General features: G+C 68.7%; 23 protein-coding genes and 2 riboswitches. Of the genes, 16 read left to right on the top strand and 7 right to left on the bottom strand.

The window, feature by feature from the left end; genetic code table 11:
* Window position 1: 1 nt before the first annotated feature.
* Window positions 2-1,423, top strand: coding sequence for a GH1 family beta-glucosidase (locus tag BM417_RS21625; protein ID WP_093597158.1), 1,422 nt, complete (start codon window positions 2-4; stop codon window positions 1,421-1,423).
* A 77-nt stretch (window positions 1,424-1,500) separates the two neighbouring features.
* Here the strand turns inward: BM417_RS21625 and BM417_RS21620 are convergent, their stop codons facing one another.
* Complete coding sequence (locus tag BM417_RS21620) at window positions 1,501-2,700, bottom strand: esterase-like activity of phytase family protein (RefSeq protein WP_093597155.1); 1,200 nt, start codon at window positions 2,698-2,700, stop codon at window positions 1,501-1,503.
* Between the two features lie 72 nt (window positions 2,701-2,772).
* Between BM417_RS21620 and BM417_RS21615 the strand changes: the two genes are divergently transcribed.
* Together BM417_RS21615 and BM417_RS21610 are read left to right on the top strand one after the other, a co-directional pair.
* Window positions 2,773-3,795, top strand: coding sequence for a GNAT family N-acetyltransferase (locus BM417_RS21615; protein WP_093597152.1), 1,023 nt, complete (start codon window positions 2,773-2,775; stop codon window positions 3,793-3,795).
* Window positions 3,796-3,873: 78 nt separating this feature from the next.
* Window positions 3,874-4,899 (top strand): LacI family DNA-binding transcriptional regulator, encoded by a 1,026-nt coding sequence (locus BM417_RS21610; RefSeq protein WP_093597993.1) that lies wholly within the window; start codon window positions 3,874-3,876, stop codon window positions 4,897-4,899.
* 17 nt (window positions 4,900-4,916) lie between these two features.
* On the opposite strand, the gene pip is transcribed toward BM417_RS21610, so the two are convergent.
* Window positions 4,917-5,894, bottom strand: coding sequence for a prolyl aminopeptidase (gene pip / locus BM417_RS21605; RefSeq protein ID WP_093597149.1), 978 nt, complete (start codon window positions 5,892-5,894; stop codon window positions 4,917-4,919).
* A gap of 96 nt (window positions 5,895-5,990) precedes the next feature.
* On the opposite strand from pip, the gene BM417_RS21600 reads away from it, so the two are divergent.
* Entirely contained in the window at window positions 5,991-6,509 is a 519-nt protein-coding gene (locus tag BM417_RS21600; protein ID WP_093597146.1) for a hypothetical protein, read from the top strand.
* Between the two features lie 10 nt (window positions 6,510-6,519).
* Here the strand turns inward: BM417_RS21600 and BM417_RS21595 are convergent, their stop codons facing one another.
* A complete protein-coding gene (locus tag BM417_RS21595; protein ID WP_093597143.1) occupies window positions 6,520-6,870 on the bottom strand; it encodes a hypothetical protein in 351 nt (116 codons plus the stop codon).
* Window positions 6,871-6,959: 89 nt separating this feature from the next.
* Here BM417_RS21595 and BM417_RS21590 point away from each other — a divergent pair, with 89 nt between their 5' ends.
* Window positions 6,960-7,469, top strand: a complete 510-nt coding sequence (locus BM417_RS21590; protein WP_177320522.1) for a DM13 domain-containing protein — start codon at window positions 6,960-6,962, stop codon at window positions 7,467-7,469.
* 217 nt (window positions 7,470-7,686) lie between these two features.
* Window positions 7,687-8,637 carry an AraC family transcriptional regulator gene (locus tag BM417_RS21585; RefSeq protein WP_093597138.1) on the top strand — a complete coding sequence of 317 codons (951 nt, stop codon included), beginning with the start codon at window positions 7,687-7,689 and terminating at the stop codon, window positions 8,635-8,637.
* On the opposite strand, the gene BM417_RS21580 is transcribed toward BM417_RS21585, so the two are convergent.
* From BM417_RS21580 to BM417_RS21570, 3 genes are read right to left on the bottom strand one after another with little or no spacing between them, the layout of a single operon-like run.
* Complete coding sequence (locus BM417_RS21580) at window positions 8,634-10,661, bottom strand: 3-hydroxyacyl-CoA dehydrogenase NAD-binding domain-containing protein (protein ID WP_093597135.1); 2,028 nt, start codon at window positions 10,659-10,661, stop codon at window positions 8,634-8,636. The genes BM417_RS21585 and BM417_RS21580 overlap by 4 nt on opposite strands.
* Before the next feature lie 3 nt (window positions 10,662-10,664).
* Window positions 10,665-11,867: an acetyl-CoA C-acetyltransferase gene (locus BM417_RS21575; RefSeq protein ID WP_093597132.1), complete on the bottom strand. Its 1,203-nt coding sequence runs from the start codon at window positions 11,865-11,867 to the stop codon at window positions 10,665-10,667.
* A 55-nt stretch (window positions 11,868-11,922) separates the two neighbouring features.
* The gene (locus BM417_RS21570; protein ID WP_093597129.1) at window positions 11,923-12,357 is read right to left on the bottom strand and encodes a GNAT family N-acetyltransferase; all 435 of its coding nucleotides are present in this window, start codon (window positions 12,355-12,357) and stop codon (window positions 11,923-11,925) included.
* Window positions 12,358-12,463: 106 nt separating this feature from the next.
* Between BM417_RS21570 and BM417_RS21565 the strand changes: the two genes are divergently transcribed.
* The 8 genes from BM417_RS21565 to glyA all read left to right on the top strand — a co-directional run bounded on the left by BM417_RS21565 (window position 12,464) and on the right by glyA (window position 19,546).
* Entirely contained in the window at window positions 12,464-13,600 is a 1,137-nt protein-coding gene (locus BM417_RS21565) for an acyl-CoA dehydrogenase family protein (protein WP_093597990.1), read from the top strand.
* On the top strand, window positions 13,597-14,721 hold the full coding sequence (locus BM417_RS21560; protein WP_093597126.1) for a CaiB/BaiF CoA transferase family protein: 1,125 nt from the start codon (window positions 13,597-13,599) through the stop codon (window positions 14,719-14,721). Before BM417_RS21565 ends, BM417_RS21560 begins: the two co-directional genes overlap by 4 nt.
* A 337-nt stretch (window positions 14,722-15,058) precedes the next feature.
* Entirely contained in the window at window positions 15,059-15,238 is a 180-nt protein-coding gene (locus BM417_RS21555; RefSeq protein WP_407656165.1) for a hypothetical protein, read from the top strand.
* Between the two features lie 164 nt (window positions 15,239-15,402).
* The gene (locus BM417_RS21550) at window positions 15,403-15,894 is read left to right on the top strand and encodes a transcriptional regulator (protein WP_090012227.1); all 492 of its coding nucleotides are present in this window, start codon (window positions 15,403-15,405) and stop codon (window positions 15,892-15,894) included.
* 268 nt (window positions 15,895-16,162) lie between these two features.
* Entirely contained in the window at window positions 16,163-16,531 is a 369-nt protein-coding gene (locus tag BM417_RS21545) for a hypothetical protein (RefSeq protein WP_093597986.1), read from the top strand.
* Window positions 16,532-16,545: 14 nt separating this feature from the next.
* Window positions 16,546-16,848: a DUF3817 domain-containing protein gene (locus BM417_RS21540; protein WP_093597120.1), complete on the top strand. Its 303-nt coding sequence runs from the start codon at window positions 16,546-16,548 to the stop codon at window positions 16,846-16,848.
* Window positions 16,849-16,893: 45 nt separating this feature from the next.
* A riboswitch (glycine riboswitch) is annotated at window positions 16,894-16,984 on the top strand.
* A gap of 1 nt (window position 16,985) precedes the next feature.
* Window positions 16,986-17,073: riboswitch (glycine riboswitch) on the top strand.
* A gap of 99 nt (window positions 17,074-17,172) precedes the next feature.
* Entirely contained in the window at window positions 17,173-18,267 is a 1,095-nt protein-coding gene (gene gcvT, locus BM417_RS21535; RefSeq protein WP_093597117.1) for a glycine cleavage system aminomethyltransferase GcvT, read from the top strand.
* Between the two features lie 13 nt (window positions 18,268-18,280).
* The gene (glyA, locus tag BM417_RS21530) at window positions 18,281-19,546 is read left to right on the top strand and encodes a serine hydroxymethyltransferase (RefSeq protein ID WP_093597114.1); all 1,266 of its coding nucleotides are present in this window, start codon (window positions 18,281-18,283) and stop codon (window positions 19,544-19,546) included.
* Between the two features lie 166 nt (window positions 19,547-19,712).
* On the opposite strand, the gene BM417_RS21525 is transcribed toward glyA, so the two are convergent.
* Complete coding sequence (locus BM417_RS21525; RefSeq protein ID WP_245822058.1) at window positions 19,713-20,390, bottom strand: COG4315 family predicted lipoprotein; 678 nt, start codon at window positions 20,388-20,390, stop codon at window positions 19,713-19,715.
* 154 nt (window positions 20,391-20,544) lie between these two features.
* Here BM417_RS21525 and BM417_RS21520 point away from each other — a divergent pair, with 154 nt between their 5' ends.
* Both BM417_RS21520 and BM417_RS21515 read left to right on the top strand, forming a co-directional pair.
* Window positions 20,545-21,771, top strand: a complete 1,227-nt coding sequence (locus tag BM417_RS21520; RefSeq protein WP_245822095.1) for an SAM-dependent methyltransferase — start codon at window positions 20,545-20,547, stop codon at window positions 21,769-21,771.
* Window positions 21,768-22,538: a DUF1295 domain-containing protein gene (locus tag BM417_RS21515; RefSeq protein WP_093597108.1), complete on the top strand. Its 771-nt coding sequence runs from the start codon at window positions 21,768-21,770 to the stop codon at window positions 22,536-22,538. Before BM417_RS21520 ends, BM417_RS21515 begins: the two co-directional genes overlap by 4 nt.
* Window positions 22,539-22,655: the final 117 nt, after the last annotated feature.

The following is a 22,655-nucleotide window of genomic DNA, read 5'->3' as shown; positions in this document are numbered from 1 at the left end:
AATGACGACCGACTCGGACGTCGAGGTCGGGCGGGAGGTGCTGACCTTCCCGCCGGACTTCCTCTGGGGAGCGGCGACCGCGGCGTTCCAGATCGAAGGCGCGACCACTGTGGACGGTCGCGGCGCCTCGATCTGGGACACGTTCGCCGCGACGCCCGGCAAGGTGCTGGCCGGCGACACGGGAGACCCGGCCTGCGATCACTACCACCGCTATCAGTCCGATGTGGACCTGATGGAGTCCCTCGGGCTGGCCTCGTACCGGTTCTCCGTCGCGTGGCCGCGGATTCAACCCAGCGGTAGCGGCCAGGTCGAGGAGCGCGGGCTCGCGTTCTACGACCGGCTGGTGGACTCGTTGCTGGAGAAGAACATCCAGCCGCTCGCGACGCTGTACCACTGGGACCTGCCGCAGGTCCTGGAGGACTTCGGCGGCTGGCGCAACCGGGACACCGCCTACCGCTTCGCCGAGTACGCGGCCATCGTGCACGAACGGCTCGGCGACCGCGTGCAGGCCTGGACGACGCTGAACGAGCCGTGGGTCTCGGCGTTCCTGGGCTACGGCAACGGGATCCACGCGCCGGGCATCACCGACGCGATGGCGTCCCTGGAGGCGGCGCACCACCTGCTGCTGGCCCACGGGCTCGCCACGCAGGCGTTGCGCGCGCAGGCACCCGACTCGCACCGCCTGTCGATCGTGCTGAACTTCAGCACCATCTGGGGCGACAGCGACTCGGAGGCGTCGAAGGAGGCCGTGCGCAAGGTCGACGGCCTGCAGAACCGCATCCTGCTCGACCCGGTCCTCGGCCGCGGCTACCCGCTCGACGTCCTTCAGGACACGACGTGGCTGGGCGACTGGACGAACGTGGTGCGCGACGGGGACATGGAGACCATCGCGACCCCGATCGACTGGATCGGCGTGAACTACTACAACCCCACCCGCGTCGCGCCCGCCGATCCCGACTTCGTGCCGGCCGGTCCGCACGCGGGACTGCGCGGAGTGGCGTTGCAGCCGCCGCAGGGCGAGCTCACGGGGTTCGGGTGGGAGCAGAACGCCGACGCGTTCACCGAGCTCCTGGTCCGGTTGTCGCGTGACACCGACGGAGTGCCGCTGGTGGTCACGGAGAACGGCTCCGCGTTCCCGGACGTCGTCGACCCGGCGGGCCGGGTGCACGACGTCCAGCGGACGAAGTACCTGGTGGACCACGTTCGCGCGGTGCACAGGGCGATCTCCGAGGGCGCCGACATCCGCGGCTACCTGGCGTGGTCGCTGCTCGACAACTTCGAGTGGGCGGCCGGATATTCGCAGCGGTTCGGGATCGTGCACGTCGACTTCGAGACGCAGCGGCGAACCGTGAAGGAGAGCGCGGCCACGTTGTCCCGGATCATCGGGCAGAACGGGATCCCCGCGCACGGCTACACCGTTTAGCCGACAGGACGGGCCGAGGGGGCCTCAGCGCTCTCACCTGCGGATACTTCTGTCCGCAGGTGAGAGCGCTCTCCTGTCTACCGCCTGCGTAGGACCCGCGGGTCGGCGTGCAGGTTCTCGGCCAGCCTGATGGTGATGAACTCGTTGTTGTCCGGCTTGCCCGGCGTGCGGCCCGACGACGACGGGAAGTTGTTGTCGTTGAGCACCGCGATCGTGCGGTCGTCCAGGATCGTGACGTCCTCGATCGTGACGAACGGGAACTTGAACGGGTCCGCCTGCCCGCCGACGTGCTTCGGGTTGGCGAGGTTCAGCAGGTCGGCGACCAGCGTCTTGTCGAGCTTGCCGTCCTTGTTCTTGTCACGCTTGTCGGCGAGGTAGACGCGCTTCACGATCGCGTCGGCACCCTGCGCGCTGTCCCGTTCGATGATCAGCAGCCGGTTGTTGTCCACCGCGATCGCGTCACCGATGGCGAAGTTCGGGCTCTCCAGCTGGTACTTCCACGTCGTGCCGGTGAAGGAGCCGGACGCGATGTCGAACTCGTTGAGGCGCAGCGTGCCCGGCGTGTCACCGGCGACCGTGCCCTCCAGCAACGCGTTGATCCTCTTGCCGTCCGGGGAGAGCGTGATGCCCTCGAAGCCCTTGCTGCCGCCCAGGTTCGGGTTGCCGGCCGGGTTCTCCGGAGCCCGCACGCCCGGCAGTGGCACCGGCGGGGCGAGCAGGCGGCCCGCACGGTCGAAGTGCAGCAGGTACGGGCCGAACTCGTCGCCCATCCAGTAACTGCCGTCGGTGCCCCTGGTGACCGACTCGATGTCGATGTCGGCTCCGGTGATCACCCGGTCCTGCCTGGTCAGCGGGAACGGGATGTGGCCGTCCGGGTCGGTCAGCGTGATGCCGCCGAGCACGTCGACGGTGTTCTTGGCGAAGTCGGGCGCGATGCGGTGGATGCGCAGCAGGAAGTCCGCGCTGTTGGCCTTCGTGCCGTAGCCGTTGTCGGAGATGGCGTCGAACGTGCCGTCGCTGTTGCGGACGAGGCCGCTGAAGCCCTGGATCGGCTGGTCCGCGAAGGGAGGCGTGACCCCGTTGATCGGGGTCGTCCCCAGTGCCGCGCCACTCGGTTCGCTGCCCGGCAGGAAGGTCACCGCCGGCAGAGAGGCGAAGTTCGTCAGCGCGGCCTGCCTGGGAGGCTTCTGGCCGGTCGTCGCGGGAGCGGCGCTGATGGGCGTGGCCAGTGCCGTGACGGTGAGCAAAGTGAGGCCTACGGCCAGTGTTCTCCTCATGCGGGGACTCTATGAGAATCGTTTTACCCGTGGTTCGCCTCGCGGCAACAACTTCCGTGAACTCTTGACGTCATGACGACGACCTGGCGCCTGCGCTTCGAACTCAGCGACAGCCCCGGCGCGCTCGCGCGCGTCACCGTCCGGCTCGCCGCCTCCGACTGCAACGTCCTCGCCCTGCACGTGATCCCCGTTCCCCGCGGAGTGCTGGACGAGATCGTCGTGCGGGCAGGGGTCGGCGTGCTCCCCGCGGACCTCATCGAGGCCGTGCGCAGCGAGGGCGCCAAGTGCGTCGGGATCACCCGTGCCGACATCCGCGATCTCGTGGACGAACCGACGGCCGTGCTGCGCGCCGCCCGGCTGGCGCTGACCGACCCGGACCAGACCGGGGAGGCGCTCCGCCAGGTGCTGGCCGCCGACTCCGTGACGGTCGGCGAGGCGGCGGACGGCCAGGCCCAGCTGGGAGAGTGGGTGGCCCGGCGCGGCTGGGCCCGGTTCACCCAGGTCGAACTCACGCGCGCACAGGCGTTGCTCGACCTCGTGGACGCGCCGGCGCCCTCGATGCGAGCACTGCTCACCGATGACGGCGCCGCGCTGGTCCTGCGCCCCGGCTCCGCCTCCGACGAGGACGCCGTCGCCGGCCTGCACGCCCGCTGTTCCATGAGGACGATGTTCAACCGCTACCACTCCGGCATGCGCACCGTGCCCCGCCGCTGGCTGCACCGCCTGCTCAGCCCGCCCCGCGGCACCACGATCGTCGGCCAGTGCGGTGATCAGGTCGTGGCGCTCGGACAGCTCATCCACACCGGCACACCGGACTGCGCCGAGGTCTCGCTGTTGGTCGAGGACGCCTGGCAACGCCGCGGAGTAGGCGCGGCCCTGCTCGACGCGCTGGCGTCGGACGCCCGCGCCGCCGGATATTCGGAGCTCGTGGCGTGGTGCCTGCCCTCGGAGACCGCTCTCGTCCGGACCGCCGCCCGCGCCGGGCTCGCGGCCACGACACGCCGGGAGGACGGTCTGCTCAGGGTGTCGATCACGCCACGCGCGCGTGCTCTGAAGACGCCGATCACGACGGACGTCCCCGAAAAAACACGTTGATCAGCGCGGAGACCCTCCTCGGAGATCGCTTGGGGCTAAGCTGCTTAGCGACTCAAAGGTTTTCATCGAGGAGTGGTGGTGCTCGTGTCCAACCACGCGCGTCCGACGTTGGAAGACGTTGCCGCGAGGGCAGGGGTTTCCCGCGCCACGGCGTCACGTGTGCTGAACGCGTCACCGCGCGTCAGCCCGGAAGCGCTGGAGGCGGTCAACGCGGCCGTGTCGGCGCTGGGCTACCAGCCGAACCGCGCCGCGAGGGCGTTGGTCACCCGCCGCACAGGCGCCGTGGCCGTGCTGTTCTCCGAGCCCGAGCCCAAGATCTTCGATGACCCGCACTTCGCGCGCCTGATCCGCGCCGGCGCGCGTGCGCTGGCCGACGTCGACGTGCAGATGGTGCTGATGCTGGTGCACTCGCCGGACGATCAGGCCCGCGCACACCGCTTCCTGGCCGGTGGTCACGTCGACGGTGCCCTGGTGTTCGCGCCGCACCGCAACGACGAGGTCGTCTCCGTGGTGAAGAAGCTGCCGCTGCCGGTGGTCTACGCCGGCAAGCCCTGGGGTTCGTTGCGCGGCATGCACCTCGTCGACAACGACAACGAGGGCGGCGCCGTCCTCGCCACCGAGCACCTGAAGTCGCTGGGGCGCAAGAAGATCGTCCACGTCTCCGGGCCGCTGGACGAGCTGTCCGCCATCGATCGCCTGAACGGCTTCAAGTCGGCGTTGTCGTTGGACGACAAGGGCGTCGCCCGGCTCACCGAGGACGGCGGGTTCACCAGGGAGGGCGGGCGGAAGGCCATGTCCGCTCTGCTGGCTCGGGTGCCCGCGCTCGACGCCGTGTTCGTGGCCTCCGACCTCATGGCCGCCGGTGCGCTGGAGTCGTTGCACGAGGCCGGGCGGCGGGTTCCCGAGGACGTCGCCGTGGTCGGGTTCGACGATCACGTGGCCATCGCCGAGCACACCTCGCCGCCGCTGACCTCGGTGCGGCAGGACTCGGACGAGCAGGTCAAGCACATGGTCGAGCACCTGATGAAACTGCTCAGGGACGAGACTGTGAAGCGCAAGCAGCAGATGCTGCCCACCGTGCTGGTGCGGCGCGAGTCCGCCTGAGGCTTCGGCCGCGACGATCACTCGCCCTGAGCACGGCCGAAGCGGTCGGTGGCGGCGACGATCGCCGCGGCCATGCTGCCGCCGCCGTGCCCGGTGTCGTCGAGGACCACGAGTTCGCTGCCGGGCCAGGCCCTGTGCAGCGCCCAGGCCGTGCCCAGTGGACCGCTGACGTCGTAACGCCCGTGGATCAGCACGGCGGGAATTCCGTGCAGCCGTTCGACGTCACGCAGTAGCTGCCCCTCTTCCAGAAAGCAGCCGTGGGACCAGTAGTGGGTCACGAGGCGGGCGAAGGCCAGCTGGAACGCCGGCTCGGCGACCGACAGGAACGGCTCGGCGTCGGGGGCCAGTGACATGTGCGTGTCCTCCCACACGCACCATTCGTGTGCCGCCTTGGCGCGGACCTCGGGATCGGGATCGTGCAGCAGCCGGCTGTAGGCGGCCGACAGGTCGCCGTCGCGTTCGGCCGGCGGCACGCCGTCGCGGAACCGTTCCCACTCGCGCGGGAAGACGCGGCCCATGTCCCGAGTGATCCAGTCGGTGTCGCGGCGGTCGCCGCTGGTCACGGCCACGAGCACCAGTTCGGTCACCCGCTCCGGATGCGCCTGCGCGTAGGCGAGAGCGAGCGTGACGCCCCACGAGCCGCCCTCCACCAGCCAGCGCTCGATTCCCAGGTGGACCCGCAGCGCCTCGATGTCGCCGACGAGGTGCTGGGTGGTGTTCGCCGACAGGTCGGCGACCGGGTCGGTCGCCGAAGGGGTGCTGCGCCCGCAGTTGCGCTGGTCGAACAGGACCACGCGGTACCGGTCCGGGTCGAACAGGCCCCGCATTCTCGGAGAGCTCCCCGATCCGGGACCGCCGTGCAGCGCGACGGCCGGCTTGCCGTCGGGATTGCCCGACACCTCCCAGTACAGCGAATGACCGTCGCCGACCTCCAGCATGCCCGACTCGTGCGGCTCGCCCCATGGATGACGTCCGTCGCTGGATGTGTTCGCCATACCGCCATGATCGCGTACCGGGGCCCGGCGCGAGGGAAGTCGCACACGCCCGCACTCCGTCCGCACGGGACGGTCGCTGTGCGGGGAAAGGGCTAGTTGCCCAGGTTCTTGCAGGTGGGCGGCGGCAGCGGGTTCAGCGGGCTGCACGGCCAGCCGGACGAGGACGGTGGCGCCGTCGTCGTCTGCGCCGGTGGGGGCGGGGCCTCGGCCGGGTTCGTCGCGGCCGGCGGTGGGGTGGTCTTCTTCGGCGTCTGCTGGGTGCTCGGGGTCGAGCTGCTCGGGCTCGACGACGCGCTGCTGTTGTTCGCGGTCGAGCTCTCCGCTGAGCTCGGCGGGGTGCCGGGGGTGGACGAGATCCAGGTGGACGCGGGCGGTCTGCCCGGCGGTTCTTCGCCGGCTGCCCCGTGGATCGCCATGCCTACCAGCACGCCGAGCAACGCTGACCCGAGCACAGCGGAACCACCTGCGGCCCACAGTGCGCGCACAGCAGTCCTCCTCGTCAATGCTCACGGTGTGAAGTCGGGCGATCACGCTCTTCGGCAGATTACCGGGTGGTCCGGTCGCAGGAGAACGCTCGCCTGGATGCCTTATCGGCTCCTTGATGGCCCCGGTTGAGTGATCGCCGTCACTGATCCGTGATCCGGGCGAGTACCAAACTGGCCCCGGAAAGGCCTGCCACCAGCACGGTTCCGGTCAGATGCCACGTCGGAGCGTCACCCGAGCAGGTGAACACCTCGGTGAAGCGTTCCGAGGAGCAGGTGACGAACGGGACCGAGGAGAGGGCGATCGAGGAGGCCGCCACCCCGCCCAGCAGTGCGGAGCCGAACGTGCGCATGAGAGGGAACGCGGCGTTGGCCGTGCCGACCGCCGCGATGGCGAAGAGGAGCGGTACCGGTCTGGGGAACAGCCCCGTCAGCGCGCAGCCGACCATCAGGACGCCGAGCACGGCCTGGCCGATCCTCGCCTGTGTCGCCACGGCTAGGGACCCTAACAACTCCGTAAGCTCTTTTCGGTCCGGTTTGGGCCAGTATTTTCGGTATGCGTCATCGCCGATTCCTGATCCCCGTGTCAGTTTTGCTCGTCGTCGCGCTCGGGGTCGGGTTGTACCTGTTCCAGCCGTGGCGGCTGCTCACGGTTCGCGAAACGCACGACGCGTTGCTCGTGCCCGCCGCGCCGACTTCCGCGTCCGTCTCGGCGCCTGTCTCCACGTCTGTCCCGGTGCCCGCCGAAACGGCGAAAGAGGTCGCGACGGGACAGTGGCGCTCTCTTGAGCACGCGACGACCGGTAAGGCGAGCCTCATCAAACTCCCGGGTGGCGGGCATTCGGTCCAGTTCGCCTCGCTGGACACGAGCGATGGCCCTGACCTGTACGTTTACCTGTCCCCGCACGCGTCGAGCGCGTCGGAGAAGACGTTCGGGCAGGGATTCACGAGTCTCGGCAAGTTGAAGGGAAATCGTGGCGACCAGGTGTACGAAATTCCTTCCGGTGTGGATGTCTCCGGCATTCGGAGTGTCGTGATCTGGTGCCAGCGGTTCAGCGCGGGCTTCGCTGTCGCACCACTGGAACAAGCCTGAAACATCGGGCTCCCGGCTGCTCTCTTCGCACTATTGACTTTCTTGGTCTAGACCACATAGCGTTAACGTCAACGGACACAACATCGTCCCTTGCCGATGGGCGTGCGGAAGCCCCGTTGGCGAGGTGCACGGCTCACTGGATGGGCCCACTGCTGCGGTGACGCGACTCCAACTCTCCCCGGAGCCGCGTCACCGCCTGTGGCGTTTACTGTGGGTCGTGCACACCAGGACCGTGGCGATCCACTACGTGCGCGCGGCGCTCCGCGCGTGCCCGGAACCGTCCGTCGTCCTGCACGGCGCGGGCATCCCCTCAAGCCTTCTCGCGGACGACCGTGCGCGCGTGACACCGGCGCAGTACACGAAGTTCATCCAGACGCTCTGGGAAGTCCTCGACGACGAGTTCATGGGCTTCGGGCCACGGCCGTCGAAGCGCGGCACGTTCGCCATGATGTGCCTGCTCGCCGTGCACTGCCCGGACCTCGAGTCGGCGCTGCGGCGCGGGCTCGCCTTCTACGCGCTCTTCGACGACCCGCTGGAGCTGTCGCTCGACGACGGCCGCTTCACGCTCCACATCCCCGGCGACCCCGACCACTTCCTCACCGAGTCGCTTCTCGTGCTGTGGCACCGCTTCTCGTCGTGGCTCATCGGCCGCCGCATTCCGTTGCAGGGCGCCGAGTTCGGTTATCCGGAACCCGCGCACGCCGCCGAGTACCACCTGATCTTCGGCTGCCCGCTGCGGTTCGACGCGCCCGCCACCACGATCGCGTTCGACCCGAAGTTCCTGCGCATGCCGGTCGTGCAGGACGAGGCGGCGCTGAAGCGGTTCCTGCGGCACTCGCCGGCGGAGTTGTTGTCCCGCCGGGATCATGGCGCTGACACGGCGGGGCACGTGCGGCGGCTGCTCGGGCGCGGCGTGTCCGGGCTGGAGGCCGTGGCGGCACAGCTGGGGGTGTCGGCGCCGACGTTGCGCAGGAGGCTCGCGGGCGAGGGGACGTCGTTCCGCGAGGTGAGGGAGCAACTGCTGCGCGACCAGGCGGTGGCCTCCCTGGTGCGAGGCGGGGAGTCGGTGGAGGAACTGGCGCTGCGCCTCGGGTTCTCCGAGGCGAGCGCCTTCCACCGTGCTTTCAAGCGCTGGACCGGGTCCTCACCCGGCTCCTACCGCGCCTAGAACCTGTCGCGTTCCCGCAGCGAGGCCGGCGGCCGGAACCGCTCCCCGTACGTGTCGGCGAGGTAGTCCGCGCGCTCCACGAACGCCTGCACGCCGTAGGAGTTGATGAACTGCAGCGTGCCACCGCTCCACGGCGCGAAGCCGAACCCGAAGATCGAGCCGATGTTCGCGTCCGCCACGGACGTCAGCACGCCCTCGTCCAGGCACCGCACGGTCTCCAGCGACTGCACGAACAGCAGCCGGTCGCGCACGTCCTGTTCGGACACCCCGGCGTCGGCCTTGGCGTACCGGGTCGTGAGCTCGGGCCAGAGGAACTTCTTCCCGCCCTCGGGGTACTCGTAGAAGCCCGCGCCGGTGGACTTCCCGCTGCGGCCCAGCGACACCAGCTCGCGGATGAGGTCGTACGCCGGGCTCTCCGACACCAGCGACGGGTCGTCGGCGAGCGTCTGGTCGTGGATCTTCAGCTGCAACGACAGCGTCACCTCGTCCGACACCGCCAGCGGGCCGACCGCCATGCCGGACTTCTTCGCCACGTTCTCGATCAACGCCGGCGCCACGCCCTCGGCCAGCATCGAGATCGCCTCGATCACGTACGTGCCGAACGTCCGCGAGGTGTAGAAACCGCGCGAGTCGTTGACCACGATCGGCGTCTTCCCGATCTGTCGCACGTAGTCCAGCGCGCGCTGGAGCGTCTCCGCGGACGTCTTCTCGCCGCGGATGATCTCCACGAGCCGCATCTTCGGCACGGGCGAGAAGAAGTGCAGGCCGATGAACCGCTCCGGCGCCGTCACCGCCGACGCGAGGCCGGTGATCGGCAGCGTCGAGGTGTTCGACGCGATCACCGCGTCCGGCAACGCCTTCGCCTCGGCGGCCGGAAGAACCTTGTTCTTCAGCTCGCGGTTCTCGAACACGGCCTCGATGATCAGGTCGCAGCCCGCGAGGTCGTCGTCCGAGTCGGTCGGCGTGATGCCTTCCAGGCCCTGAGCGCCCTTCTGGGCGCCTTCGAGGGAGACGTCCTTCAGGACGACCTCGATACCGGCCTTCGCGGACACCTCGGCGATTCCGGCGCCCATCATGCCCGCGCCCAGCACGCCCAGCTTCGCCACGCGCTGTCCTGTCGCGGACGCGCGGCCGTTGACCTCGTTGAGGTTGAACCAGAACGCCGTGATCATGTTCTTGGAGACCTGACCGGAGGCCAGTTCCACGAAGTAACGGCCCTCGATCTGGAGCGCCGTGTCGAAGTCGACGTAGGCGCCCTCGACGGCCGTCGCCATGATCTTCTCCGGCGCCGGGTACACGCCGTGCGACTTCTTGCTCAGCACGGCGGGAGCCGCGGCGAGGAGGCCGTAGCTGTTGGGGTCGCCGAACTTCAGGTCCGGCACTCCCGCGCCCTGCACGTCCCACGGCTGCGTCGGCGCCGGGTTCGCCTTGATCCACGCGACGGCCTCGGAGATCAGCTCTTCGCGCGTGTCCACGACCTGGTGCACGATTCCGGCCTGCAGCGCGCGTTCCGGCCGCAGCTGCTTGCCCTCCATGAGCAACGGCAACGCCTTCTGCACGCCCAGTAGCCGCACCATGCGCGTGACGCCACCGCCGCCGGGCAGCAGGCCCAGCGTGGCCTCGGGCAGGCCGACGCGGATCCCGTTGTCGTTCAACACGATCCGGCGGTGCGAGGCCAGCGCGATCTCGAACCCGCCACCGAGCGCGGTCCCGTTGATCGCCGCCACGACCGGCTTGCCGAGCTTCTCCAGGCGCCGCAGCTGGGACTTGAGCTCCTCGACGCCTTCCAGCGCCTGAGATGCGTTCTCCGGGGTGATCGCGATCAGCACGTTGAGGTCGCCGCCCGCGAAGAACGTCTTCTTGGCGGACGTGATGATCACGCCGGTGATGTCGTCGCCCTCGAGCCTCGCGACGGCGTCGCCCATCAGCTCGCGGTACTCGTCGTTCATCACGTTGGCGGAGCCGGACATGTCCATCGTCAGGGTGACGATGCCGTCCGCGTCCTTGTCGTAGTGGAACGGCATGCCTCAGACCCTCTCGATGATCGTCGCGATACCCATGCCGCCGCCCACGCACAACGTGGCCAGGCCGCGGCGCAGGTCCCGGCGCTCCAGCTCGTCCAGCAGCGTGCCCAGGATCATGCAGCCGGTGGCGCCCAGCGGGTGGCCCAGCGCGATCGCGCCGCCGTTGACGTTGACCTTGTCCTCGGGGATGTCCATGTCCCGCAGGAACTTCAGCACGACCGACGAGAACGCCTCGTTGACCTCGAACAGGTCGATGTCCTCCACCGAGAGCCCGGCCTTGTCCAGCGCCTTGCGCGCGGACGGCGCCGGCCCGGTGAGCATGATCGTCGGCTCGGTGCCCACGACGGCGACGGAGACGATCCGGGCGCGCGGGGTCAGGCCGAGGGCCTTGCCCGTCGCCGCCGACCCGATCAGCATCGCTGCGGCGCCGTCGACGATCTGCGACGAGTTGCCCGGCGTGTGCACGTGGCTGATGCGCTCGACGGTGGGGTAGCGGTCGATCGCGACGGTGTCGTAGCCGAGGTCGCCGTGGAACTGGAAGCTGGGCTTGAGCCTCCCGAGAGACTCCACAGTGGACTCGGGACGGATCGTCTCGTCCTCCTTGAGCACCACCGTGCCGTTCTGGTCGACGACCGGCACCACGGACCGCTCGAACCGGCCGTCCTTCTGCGCCTCGAACGCGCGGGCGTGCGACCGGGCGGCCCACGCGTCGACGTCCGTGCGGGAGAAGCCCTCCAGGGTCGCGATCAGGTCGGCCGACACGCCCTGCGGCACGAACGACAGGTCGAAGTTCGTCTGCGGGTCGATCGCCCACGCGCCGCCGTCGGAGCCCATCGGCACGCGCGACATCGACTCGACGCCGCCCGCCACCACCAGGTCCTCGAACCCGGACGCGACCTTGGCCGCGGCGAGGTTCACCGACTCGAGGCCCGACGCGCAGAACCGGTTGAGCTGCACCCCGGCCGGGCGCTGGTCCCAGCCGGCGGCCAGCACGGCGGTGCGGGCGATGTCGCCGCCCTGCTCACCGAGCGGGGACACGACGCCGAACACGACGTCGTCCACCGCGGAGGTGTCGAGGGAGTTGCGTTCGGACAGCGCGCGCAGCACGCCGGCGGCCAGATCGACGGGCTTCACGCTGTGCAGCGACCCGCGCTTCCCCTTGCCGCGCGGCGTGCGCACCGCGTCGAAGATCAAGGCTTCGCTCATGACACCACGCTAGGCCCGCGCGTGGGAGCTGGCCATGACCGTGAAGGGTGACCGATTAGCTCACCCGGAACTCCATGTGCTCCGGCTCCTCGGCGTCGACGAAGCCCAGCCGTTCGTAGAGGCGGCGAGCAGGCAGGTTGTGGTCGTACACCCGCAGCCGCACGATCTTCCAGCCTTCCTCGGCCGCCCACTTCTGCACCGTTCTGACCAGCGCCTCGCCCACGCCCCGGCCGCGGTGGGAGTCGCGCACCCACATCGAGTAGAGGTAGAGCCCCTCGGGCTTCGCGGTGGCGGCGACCAGGGCGACGGGACGGGCGTCGAGCGCGACGAGCTTCAGGCCCTCCGCCGCGCGGTCACGCCACTCGTTCTCGGTGTACGTCTGCTCGCGCGCCAGTGTGGAACCGAACTCCTCGGGGTCGCTGGCCAGCGCGTCCAGGCGGATGTCACGCCAGAGCTCCCAGTCGTCCGGCATGACCTGGTGGATCTGCATACGAGGCAGTCTGGACGACCGGGGTGGGAATTTCGCTCAGTTTTTCGGGCCCGTCCAGGCGCGGCGGTCATGGCGTGGATCACCGCCCGGTGGTTTCGTGGACCGCATGGCAGAGCGTCGATCGCGGTGGATGGACAGCGACCTGGACCAGTTGCGCCAGCTCGCCCGCACGTTCATGGAGAAGGAGGTCGCGCCGCACCAGGAACGCTTCGCCGAGCAGAAGCAGGTCGATCGCGACCTGTGGCGCAAGGCCGGTGAGCTCGGGCTGCTGTGCATCAGCATCCCCGAGGAGTACGGGGGCGGCGGCGGCACGTTCGCCCACGAGGCCGTGTTGCTGGAAGAACAGGCACGGGCCGGCGACAGCTCGTGGGGCAACAGCGTGCACAGCGGCATCGTGGCGCACTACCTCAACTCCTACGGCTCCGAGGAGCAGAAGCAGCGCTGGCTGCCCAAGCTCGCGTCCGGTGAGTACGTCGGCGCGATCGCGATGACCGAACCCGGTGCGGGCTCCGACCTCCAGGGCATCCGGACGAAGGCCGTCCGGGACGGCGACGAGTACGTCATCAACGGCTCGAAGACGTTCATCACGAACGGCGTGCACGCCGACCTGGTGATCGTCGTGGCCAAGACCGACCCGGCCCAGGGCGCGCAGGGCATCTCGCTGATCGTCGTGGAGAACGACATCCGGCGCGGCCGCGTGCTCGACAAGGTCGGCATGAAGGGCCAGGACACCGCCGAGCTGTTCTTCGACGACGTCCGGGTGCCCGTCACCAACCTCCTGGGCGACCAGGAGGGCCTCGGGTTCGTCCAGCTGATGCACCAGCTGCCGCAGGAACGCCTGATCATCGGCGTCTGCTGCATCGCGGGCATCGAGGCGGCTGTCGACGTGACGCTCAAGTACGTGAAGGAGCGCACGGCGTTCGGCAAGGAGCTGATGAAGTTCCAGAACACCCGGTTCAAGCTCGCCGAGTGCGCCACCGAGGCCGCCGTGACCAGGGCGTTCATCGACGAGTGCGTCGAGAAGCATCTTCGCGGTGAGCTCGACATCCCGACCGCGGCGATGGCGAAGTGGTGGGCCAGCGACCGATTGGGCAAGGTCGTGGACGAGTGCGTGCAGCTCTTCGGCGGCTACGGCTACATGAACGAGTACCCGATCGCGCGTGCCTGGTCCGACGCCCGTGTGCAGCGGATCTACGGCGGGACGAACGAGATCATGAAGGAAATCATCGCGAGGTCCCTGTGACCGGCCCCCTCGCAGGTTTGAAGGTCGTCGAGCTCGCCGGCCTCGCGCCCGCGCCGTTCGGCGCCATGGTGCTGGCCGACCTCGGCGCCGACGTGATCCAGGTGCACAAGCCGGGGAGCGTGCAGACGATCCCCGGCGACTTCCTCGGCCGCAACCGGCGTTCGGTCGCGATCGACACCCGCACCCCCGACGGTGCCGAGCTGGTTCTCGGTCTGGTCGAACGCTCGGACGTGCTGATCGAGGGCTTCCGGCCGGGTGTCACCGAACGACTGGGCATCGGCCCCGCGCAGTGCCTCGCCCGCAACCCGCGCCTTGTATATGGACGCATGACCGGGTGGGGCCAGGACGGGCCGCTCGCCGACCGCGCCGGCCACGACATCAACTACATCGCCGTCGCGGGCGCGCTGGAGCCGCTGGGACGGGCCGGAGGGCCGCCGTCGTTCCCGATCAACCTCCTGGGCGACTTCGGCGGGGGAGGGCTGCTGCTGGCGCTGGGCGTGCTCGCCGCACTGTATGAACGGGAGCGCTCCGGGCGCGGCCAGGTCGTGGACACCGCGATGGTCGACGGGGCGGCGTTGCTGACGACGTTCCTGCACGGCATGCGGTCCGCGGGCATGTGGTCTGGTGGACGCGGCGAGAACATGCTCGACGGTGGAGTGCCGTTCTACGACGTCTACGAGGCCGCGGACGGGCAGTACGTGGCCATCGGCGCGCTGGAGGAGAAGTTCTACGCCGACCTGGTGCGCGTGCTGGGCCTGGAGGACGCGCCCTCGCGCAACGATCCGGCGAACTGGCCTGAACTGCGGGAGCGCATCGCGGCGGCGGTGAAGACGCGGCCGCGGGACGAGTGGGCGGACCTCGCGCGGGACACGGACGCCTGCCTGGCTCCGGTGCTGACCCCTGCCGAGGCGGCGCGGCATCCGTACAACGAGGCGCGTGCCACGTTCGTGGACGTGTCCGGTTCTCCGCACCCGGCGCCGGCGCCCCGGTTCGACCGCACTCCCGCAGCGGTTCCGACGCCCCCGGTTCCCGTCGGGGTGAACACCCGGGAAGTGCTTGCCGACATGGGTGTGGCGGACGCTCGAATTATGGAACTGCGGCGGTCTGGAGCAATTGGATGAATGCTCGGGTGCGCATTAATAGCGCCACGAAGGCGTGACGGTGCGTGATGGGGTGAGTTCGGCATCCGGGTGAGCCCCGGTGCAACAGTCTCTCTTCCAAGCTGTGGGATGCGAGGGAGTCCGTGTTCACCTCGTGCCCAGGACATCGGCGCTGTTGAGGCCCCTCTTTAGCCGCCATTCGGGTGACGTTGGCCGTCACGCAGGCGTGCGTCGCTGGTGGATCCTGGGACGAGTTGGGCGTGGTCGTTGTTCATCGCAAGGGTGAATGAGGGACCATGACGGGTGACACGGGCGGTCCGCCGCCTGACCGGTGAGCGACATGGACGGAGAGGTACCTGTGAACCTCAAGAAGGTGCTAGTGCTGGCGGGCGTCGCGCTGGTGCTGTTCCTCCTGATCACCCAGCCCGAGCAGTCCGCCTCGGCGGTGCAGCAGGTTCTCGGCTGGCTGCGTCAGGGCGCGGAGTCGATCATCACCTTCGTCAGGAGCCTCTTCGGCACGGCCACCCCGATCAGCTAGTGACGTTGGGTGATCTTCGGCCGTCTGCGTTGAGCCGGATGGGTGGAATGAGGCCAATCACGCACTGGTAACGGGTGTTCTGGGGATTCAGGGTCTGGCGATTGTCAGACCTACCGAATACCTTCCGCTGCAATGGCCGATCCCCGACCGACGAGGAGGCACATATGGTCGAGGACTCCGGGGTCCACGAGCTGTTGCAGCAGTGGGCGGCTGAACGGTCTGATGACGCAGAGATGCAGGAGGTGAACCGGATCAAGAACGCGTGGCTCGCGGAGGCTCCCCCCTCGGCGCCAGGCATCCCCGTGCAGCGGGGAGGCAGGAGTGGGTCGCGTGGCTTGGTCAAGGTCGACTCGGCGGATCCGGCCTACGTGGCCGCGATGCGCAAGCGGGCGCCGGAGGCACCCGAGGCACTGCTCGCCGCCGCGGCGAGCTACTGGCAGCTGGTGGGCGACGTCGCCGAGGCCGAGCAGTGGTGGGACGCGGGCATCAGCCCGTTGGACCAGCGTGCGCTCGACTACCGCGCGGCCGGCCTGTCTCCTGCCGATCTCGGGAGGCGCCTGGGACCGATGACGGTTCTCCAGCACCTTCGTCGTGGCTCCGCCGCGGCCTGGTGTGTTGCTCGTCTGCAGAGGCAGCGCCGGGACGGCGTGGCGTAGGTGGGGAACGGGGCTCCGCGATTGGGGCCCCCATGTTCGCGGAATGCGCTCACCTCGATCGCTCCGCGTGTCCTGTGGGGGCCGAGCCCCCACGCCCCAGCCGGGGGCAAGCCCCCGGACCCCCACGGGGTGGCCTCCTGTCCGGAGGCCTCACCCAAGTCAGCGGCGTCGCACGCTCGCGGAGCGCGCTCGCCGAAGCCGACTCGGGGTGTTCTCACCGGGGGCGGCCCCCGGACCCCCGGAAGGACTTCCCAGTAGTGTGGAGGTCGTGCGCGGCCTCCTTACCCCCCAACGAGTGCTGATCGCGTTCGCCTGTCTGGCGGCGTTGATCGTCTGTTGCGGGCTCGCGTGGTGGCAGTGGCAGCGCTTCGAGTCCGCCAGCGGCACGTTCCAGAACCTCGGGTACGTGCTCCAGTGGCCGCTCTTCGGCCTCTTCCCCCTCTTCATGGTGTGGCGGTTCCGCCGGCTGGCACGTCAGCGCCGTGACGAGGATCCGGTTGCAGTCGCTTCAGCGCCGGTAGCTACCGTTGACGCCGTCAAACCCGCGCCTGTCGAGCACTTCGACGACGACGAAGACGCGGAGCTCGCGGCCTACAACCGCATGCTCGCGGACCTCAACGCGCGGGACGGTCGTTGAGCGAAGGCGGGCAGATGAAGGGTGCGTTGACCCGGTTCAGGGTCATGGCTTACGTGGTCGGAGTCTTCCTGCTGCTCCTGGTCGTGGCCATGGTGCTCAAGTACGCCGCGGACATGGGCGGCGCGATGAAGGTCGTCGGCCCGATCCACGGCTTCCTCTACGCCATCTACCTGGTGATTTCCGTCGACCTGGCGCTCAAGCTGCGCTGGTCGATCAAGGGCACACTGCTGGTGCTGCTCGCCGGCACGGTCCCGTTCCTGTCCTTCTGGGCGGAGCGCAAGGTGGTCGAGAAGACGGCGCAGGGCGTGCCGCTGTGACGTTTGGCCTGCTAGCGTCTGGGGCTACCAACTGAACACGGCCGTCGATGTCGCGCGGAAGAGACCCCTCCAGCAGGGGCGCCGAAGGAGCAATCCCTCCCCGGAATCTCTCAGGCACAAGTACCGCGCGACGAAGGCAACTCTGAAAAGCAGGCTGCTCGGCAGCCTCGCCCACGGTGCAAGTCACTTCGGTGGCGAAGCTCTCAGGCTCATGACAGAGGGGGAGGCTCGCTCTAGTGAGGAGTCTCCGATGGACCGTGTCATTCTTCTGATGCCTCAGCCGGCCGCGTCCGGCTCTTCGGCGCACCCTGGAGGAGCGTTCTGATGTCCCGCCTCACGCCTCTGAACGCCGAGCACGAGCAGCTCGGCGCGATGTTCACCGACTTCGCGGGCTGGCGGATGCCGCTGCGCTACTCGTCCGAGCTCGCCGAGCACCACGCGGTGCGCACGACCGCGGGCCTGTTCGACCTCACGCACATGGGTGAGATCGTCCTGACCGGACCGCAGGCGGGCGAGGCCCTCGACTACGCGCTGGTCGGCCACATCTCCGCGCTGGCCGTCGGCAAGGCCCGCTACACGATGATCACCCAGGCCGACGGCGGTGTGCTCGACGACCTGATCGTGTACCGCCTGGGCGACCAGGAGTTCATGGTCGTCGCGAACGCCTCCAACGCCGCCGTGGTCGCCGAGGCGCTGGTCGAGCGTGCCGCCGGTTTCGACACGGTCGTCACCGACAAGTCGACCGACTACGCGTTGATCGCGATCCAGGGCCCGAAGTCGGTCGAGATCCTGTCCGGCCTGACCGAGACGGACCTGTCGACAGTCAAGTACTACGCCTCGTACCCGTCGAAGGTCGCCGGTGTCGACGCGCTCCTCGCGCGCACGGGCTACACGGGTGAGGAGGGCTTCGAGCTCTTCGTCGCGCCCGCCGACGCGCCGGCCGTCTGGGCGGCGTTGCTGTCCGCGGGCGAGGCCCACGAGCTCAAGCCGTGCGGTCTCGGCTGCCGCGACACGTTGCGTCTCGAAGCCGGAATGCCCTTGTACGGCAACGAGCTCACGACGTCGCTGACGCCGTACAACGCGAATCTGGGCCGGGTCGTGAAGCTCGACAAGCCCGGCGACTTCGTGGGCCGCGACGCGCTGGCCAAGGTCGCCGAGTCCGGGGTGGACTCGGTCCTGGTCGGACTGAAGACCCCCGAGCGCCGTGCCCCGCGCCACGGTTACGCGGTGCTCAACGGCGACGAGGTCGTGGGCGAGGTGACGTCGGGCGCGCTGTCCCCGACCCTCGGCTACTCCGTCGCCATGGCCTACGTGACGCGGGCCAGTGCCGAGCCCGGCACCCAACTGCTGGTGGACGTCCGCGGCAAGAAGCAGCCGGTCGAGGTCGTCGCACTTCCGTTCTACAAGCGCGCCAAGTAGGGAGATTCTCCAGATGTCCGACCAGTTCAACGCTTCCCTCGCGGAGTACGACCCCGAGGTCGCCGAAGCCGTTGCGGCCGAGTTGGCGCGCCAGCAGGGCACTCTCGAGATGATCGCCTCGGAGAACTTCACGCCCGTGTCGGTGTTGCAGGCCCAGGGCTCCGTCCTCACCAACAAGTACGCCGAGGGCTACCCCGGCCGTCGCTACTACGGCGGCTGCGAGCACGTCGACGTCGTCGAGCGTCTCGCCATCGAGCGCATCAAGGCGCTCTTCGGCGCGGGCTTCGCGAACGTCCAGCCGCACTCGGGCGCGCAGGCCAACGCGGCCGCGATGTTCGCACTGCTCCAGCCCGGCGACACGATCCTGGGCCTGGACCTCGCGCACGGCGGCCACCTGACGCACGGCATGCGCATCAACTTCTCCGGCAAGCTCTACAACGTCGTGCCGTACCACGTCGCGGACTCGGACGGCCGCGTCGACATGGCCGAGGTCGAGCGCCTGGCTCAGGAGCACCGCCCGAAGCTGATCGTGGCCGGCTGGTCCGCCTACCCGCGCCAGCTGGACTTCGCCGAGTTCCGCCGCATCGCGGACTCGGTCGAGGCCTACCTGATGGTCGACATGGCGCACTTCGCCGGCCTCGTCGCCGCCGACCTGCACCCGTCGCCCGTGCCGTACGCGCACGTCACGACGACCACGACCCACAAGACCCTCGGCGGTCCCCGTGGCGGCGTGATCCTGTCGAACGACGCCGACATCGCGAAGAAGATCAACTCGGCGGTGTTCCCCGGCCAGCAGGGTGGTCCGCTGGAGCACGTCATCGCGGCGAAGGCCGTGGCGTTCAAGCACGCCGCCTCGCCGGAGTTCGCCGACCGTCAGCGTCGCACGCTGGAAGGTTCGCGGATCCTGGCCGAGCGGCTGTCGCAGGCGGACGTCGCCGCAGCAGGCGTGAAGGTGCTGACCGGGGGCACGGACGTGCACCTGGTCCTCGTCGACCTGGTCAACTCCGAGCTGGACGGCAAGCAGGCCGAGGACGTGCTGCACCAGATCGGCATCACGGTCAACCGCAACGCCGTTCCGAACGACCCGCGTCCGCCGATGGTGACGTCCGGTCTGCGGATCGGTACGCCGGCGCTGGCCACCCGCGGGTTCGGCGAGGTGGACTTCATCGAGGTCGCCGACGTCATCGCGGAGGCCCTGAAGCCGGGCGCGGCGATCGACGAACTGCGTGCGCGCGTTGAGGTTCTGGCGGCGAAGCACCCGCTGTACTCCACGCTCTGATCTGACAAACAGAAGGGGCGCCACCGGAGATTCGGTGGCGCCCCTTCTGTTTTGTGACCCTGGAGCGAAACGACGGGAACCCCGGCCCCTTCCCCAGGGCCGGGGTTTCATCGTGTCAGGGTGATGTGTGTCTCAGATGGACCGTCCTAACGAGATGCTGTGGGGGCTACGCAGCCGGAACCGTCACACCAGGCGGGAGGCACTCGACGTTGCGCTTGCCGTTGGGCTGGATCACGAACCACGTGTTGCCGATGCCCTGGCCGGCCCACTTGCCCGGCGCCGGGTCCTTCGAATACGTGTAGAGGGCCCAGCCGTCGATGGCGACCTGCTTCTTGCCGTCAGCGCGGGTGATCAGCGAGACCAGCTTCGAGTCGACGCCTTCCAGCTGCGGAATCGTGTCCGACAGCATCGGCGGCCACGTCACGGCGCACTGGTCGTTGCAGTTGGACTTGCCTTCCGGCTTCGGAACGTCCTTGTCGAAGCGGTAAAGGGTGCGGCCATCGCCGTCCTGGACGACCTGGCCCATCTTGTCCACGCTCTTGCCGACCAGCCTCAACGTGCTGACCGGGGCTGCTGCCGGGGGCTGCGCCGCAGGGGGCTGCGCTGCCGGAACTTCCGGGGCCTGCTGCTGAACTGGGGCTTCGGGGGCCTGCGCGGGCTCCTGGAGTACCGGGGGCTGACCCACGTCGCCGTAGTCACCGAGGACGCCCAGATCGGTTTCGGTTTGTGCCACCGGCTTGGAGTTCGTGCCACTGCCAGTGGCGCTCCAGACACCCAGACCCAGCACAACTGCCAGTCCCGCGGCGAGCCCGATGGCAATGCGGTTACGTCGGATCACACTCATGTCCTCCTCATCCATCTGTTCGCTCTATCGAGGCCATACGGGCGGGGTTGCGTCTCGGTTCAGAAACGAACCGAACCTCGTCCTGTCTCGAACGTCTGGCGGAGCCAGGTCACGCAGGAGGTGCAGGGTGGTCGTCGCTGGTCAGCTGGCGGGAATGGCCGAACGGGTGCTGGGCGCGCCGTTGCCAATCGGATTTCGAGCCTGGGACGGAAGTGTGGCCGGGCCGCAGGACGGCACAGTGCTCGTGATCCGCTCGCGTGACGCGTTGCGGAGGCTCGTCTGGAGTCCGAACGAGCTGGGGCTCGCCCGCGCGTACGTGAGCGGGGAGCTCGACGTGGAGGGTGATCTCGCGACCGGTCTCTCACAGATCTGGGGACTCGTGCGGCGGGGTGTCACCCGGCGGCCTCGGGTCTCGGAGGTCGCGAAACTTGCATTGCGACTGAAAGTGCTCGGGCCGAACCCGGACGCGCCGAAGGAGGAAGCACGGCTGCGAGGCGCGCTGCACACGAAGAGCCGTGACCGTGATGCCATTTCGCATCACTACGATCTGAGCAACGACTTCTACCAGCTCGTGCTCGATCCGAGCATGGCCTACTCGTGTGCGTACTTCACGTCCGAGGACGAGTCGGTCGCGCAGGCACAGCACAACAAGCTGGACCTCGTGTGCCGCAAGCTCGACCTCAGGCCGGGCATGCGCCTGCTCGACGTCGGCTGCGGGTGGGGTTCGATGATCATCCACGCCGCGAAGCACTACGGCGTGCACGCGACCGGGGTGACGATCTCCGCCCAGCAGCGCGCGCACATCCTCAAGCGCATCGAGGCCGAGGGGCTGACCGGTCGCGTCGAAGTGCGGTTGCAGGACTACCGCGAGGTGAGCGGCGAACCGTTCGACGCGATCTCCACGATCGAGATGGGCGAGCACGTCGGCGAGAGCAACTACCCCGAGTACGCCGCGACGCTGCACCGGTTGCTCAAGCCCGAGGGACGACTGCTGCTGCAACAGATGTCCCGCGGCCACAACGCACCCGGCGGCGGGGCGTTCATCGAGTCGTACGTCGCGCCGGACATGCACATGCGACCGATCAGTGCCACGACCGGCTTCCTCGAAGGCGCCGGCCTGGAGATCCGTGATGTGCACGCGTTGCGCGAGCACTACGTTTGGACCGTGCGAGCGTGGGCACAGACTCTCGAAGAGCGCTGGGACGAGGTCGTCGCGCTGGTGGGCGAGGGACAGGCACGGGTCTGGCGGCTGTACCTCGCGGGCGGCGCGCTGACGTTCGAGGAGGGCCGGATGGGCGTGGACCAGATCCTCGCGGTGCGCAGGAGCGACAACGGGCGCAGCGGCATGCCGCGCGTACGTCGTGAGCTGGTGGCCCGATGAGCTTCCTGATCAGCTTTCTGGTTGTCCTGCTACTGCTCAGCGGCCTGTTCCTGTACGCGGACTCCCGCAAGCGCTACGACCTCATCGACTCCGTGTGGGGCCCCGGTTTCGCCGTGATCGCGGTGATCACGCTCCTGTTCGCGGAGGGCGAACCAACTCGGCAGTGGGTGGTCACCGCACTCACCGTGGTGTGGGGCGTACGCCTGGGCGTGCACATCCACTCCCGCAACAGAGGCAAGGACGAAGATCCGCGCTACCAGGACATTTTGAGGCGTGCCAAGGGAAACCCGCGCCTGCGGATGTACCGCGTCTACCTGCTCCAGGCCGTGCTGATGTGGATCGTGTCGCTGCCGGTCCAGGCCGCGCAGCATCTTTCGGCCCCGTTCGGAGTGCTAGATTGGGTGGGCACTGGCGTGTGGACGGTCGGCTTCGTCTTCGAGGCCGTAGGTGACTGGCAGCTCTCCCGGTTCCGAGCGGACCCGGCGAACAAGGGCGCCGTGATGGACCGCGGATTGTGGCGCTACACAAGGCATCCGAACTACTTCGGCGACTCAGTCGTGTGGTGGGGCCTGTACCTGTTCGCGCTGCACTCGTGGCTCGCCGCGCTCACGATCATCGGCCCGGTGATCATGACGTGGCTGCTCGCGAAGGGCAGCGGCAAACCGTTGCTGGAAAAGGACATCGTGTCGCGCCGCCCCGGCTACGCCGAGTACGTGCGACGCACCAGCGGCTTCTTTCCGTTGCCTCCCAAGAGCAAGGTGGGCTAGGCGCGTTCCCGCGGGCTTCGCGGACGCGTGGCGGCGCCTGCGGAGCTCGTGGTTCGGCATGCTCTTGGCCTGCCTCGGGTTGTGTCGCGCGGCTTCGTGACCCAGTGGTGGCAAGGC

This window comes from Lentzea waywayandensis, from assembly GCF_900115955.1.
GTDB classification, from domain to species: Bacteria; Actinomycetota; Actinomycetes; order Mycobacteriales; family Pseudonocardiaceae; genus Lentzea; species Lentzea waywayandensis.
This window is presented reverse-complemented; position numbering and strand designations above follow the sequence as displayed.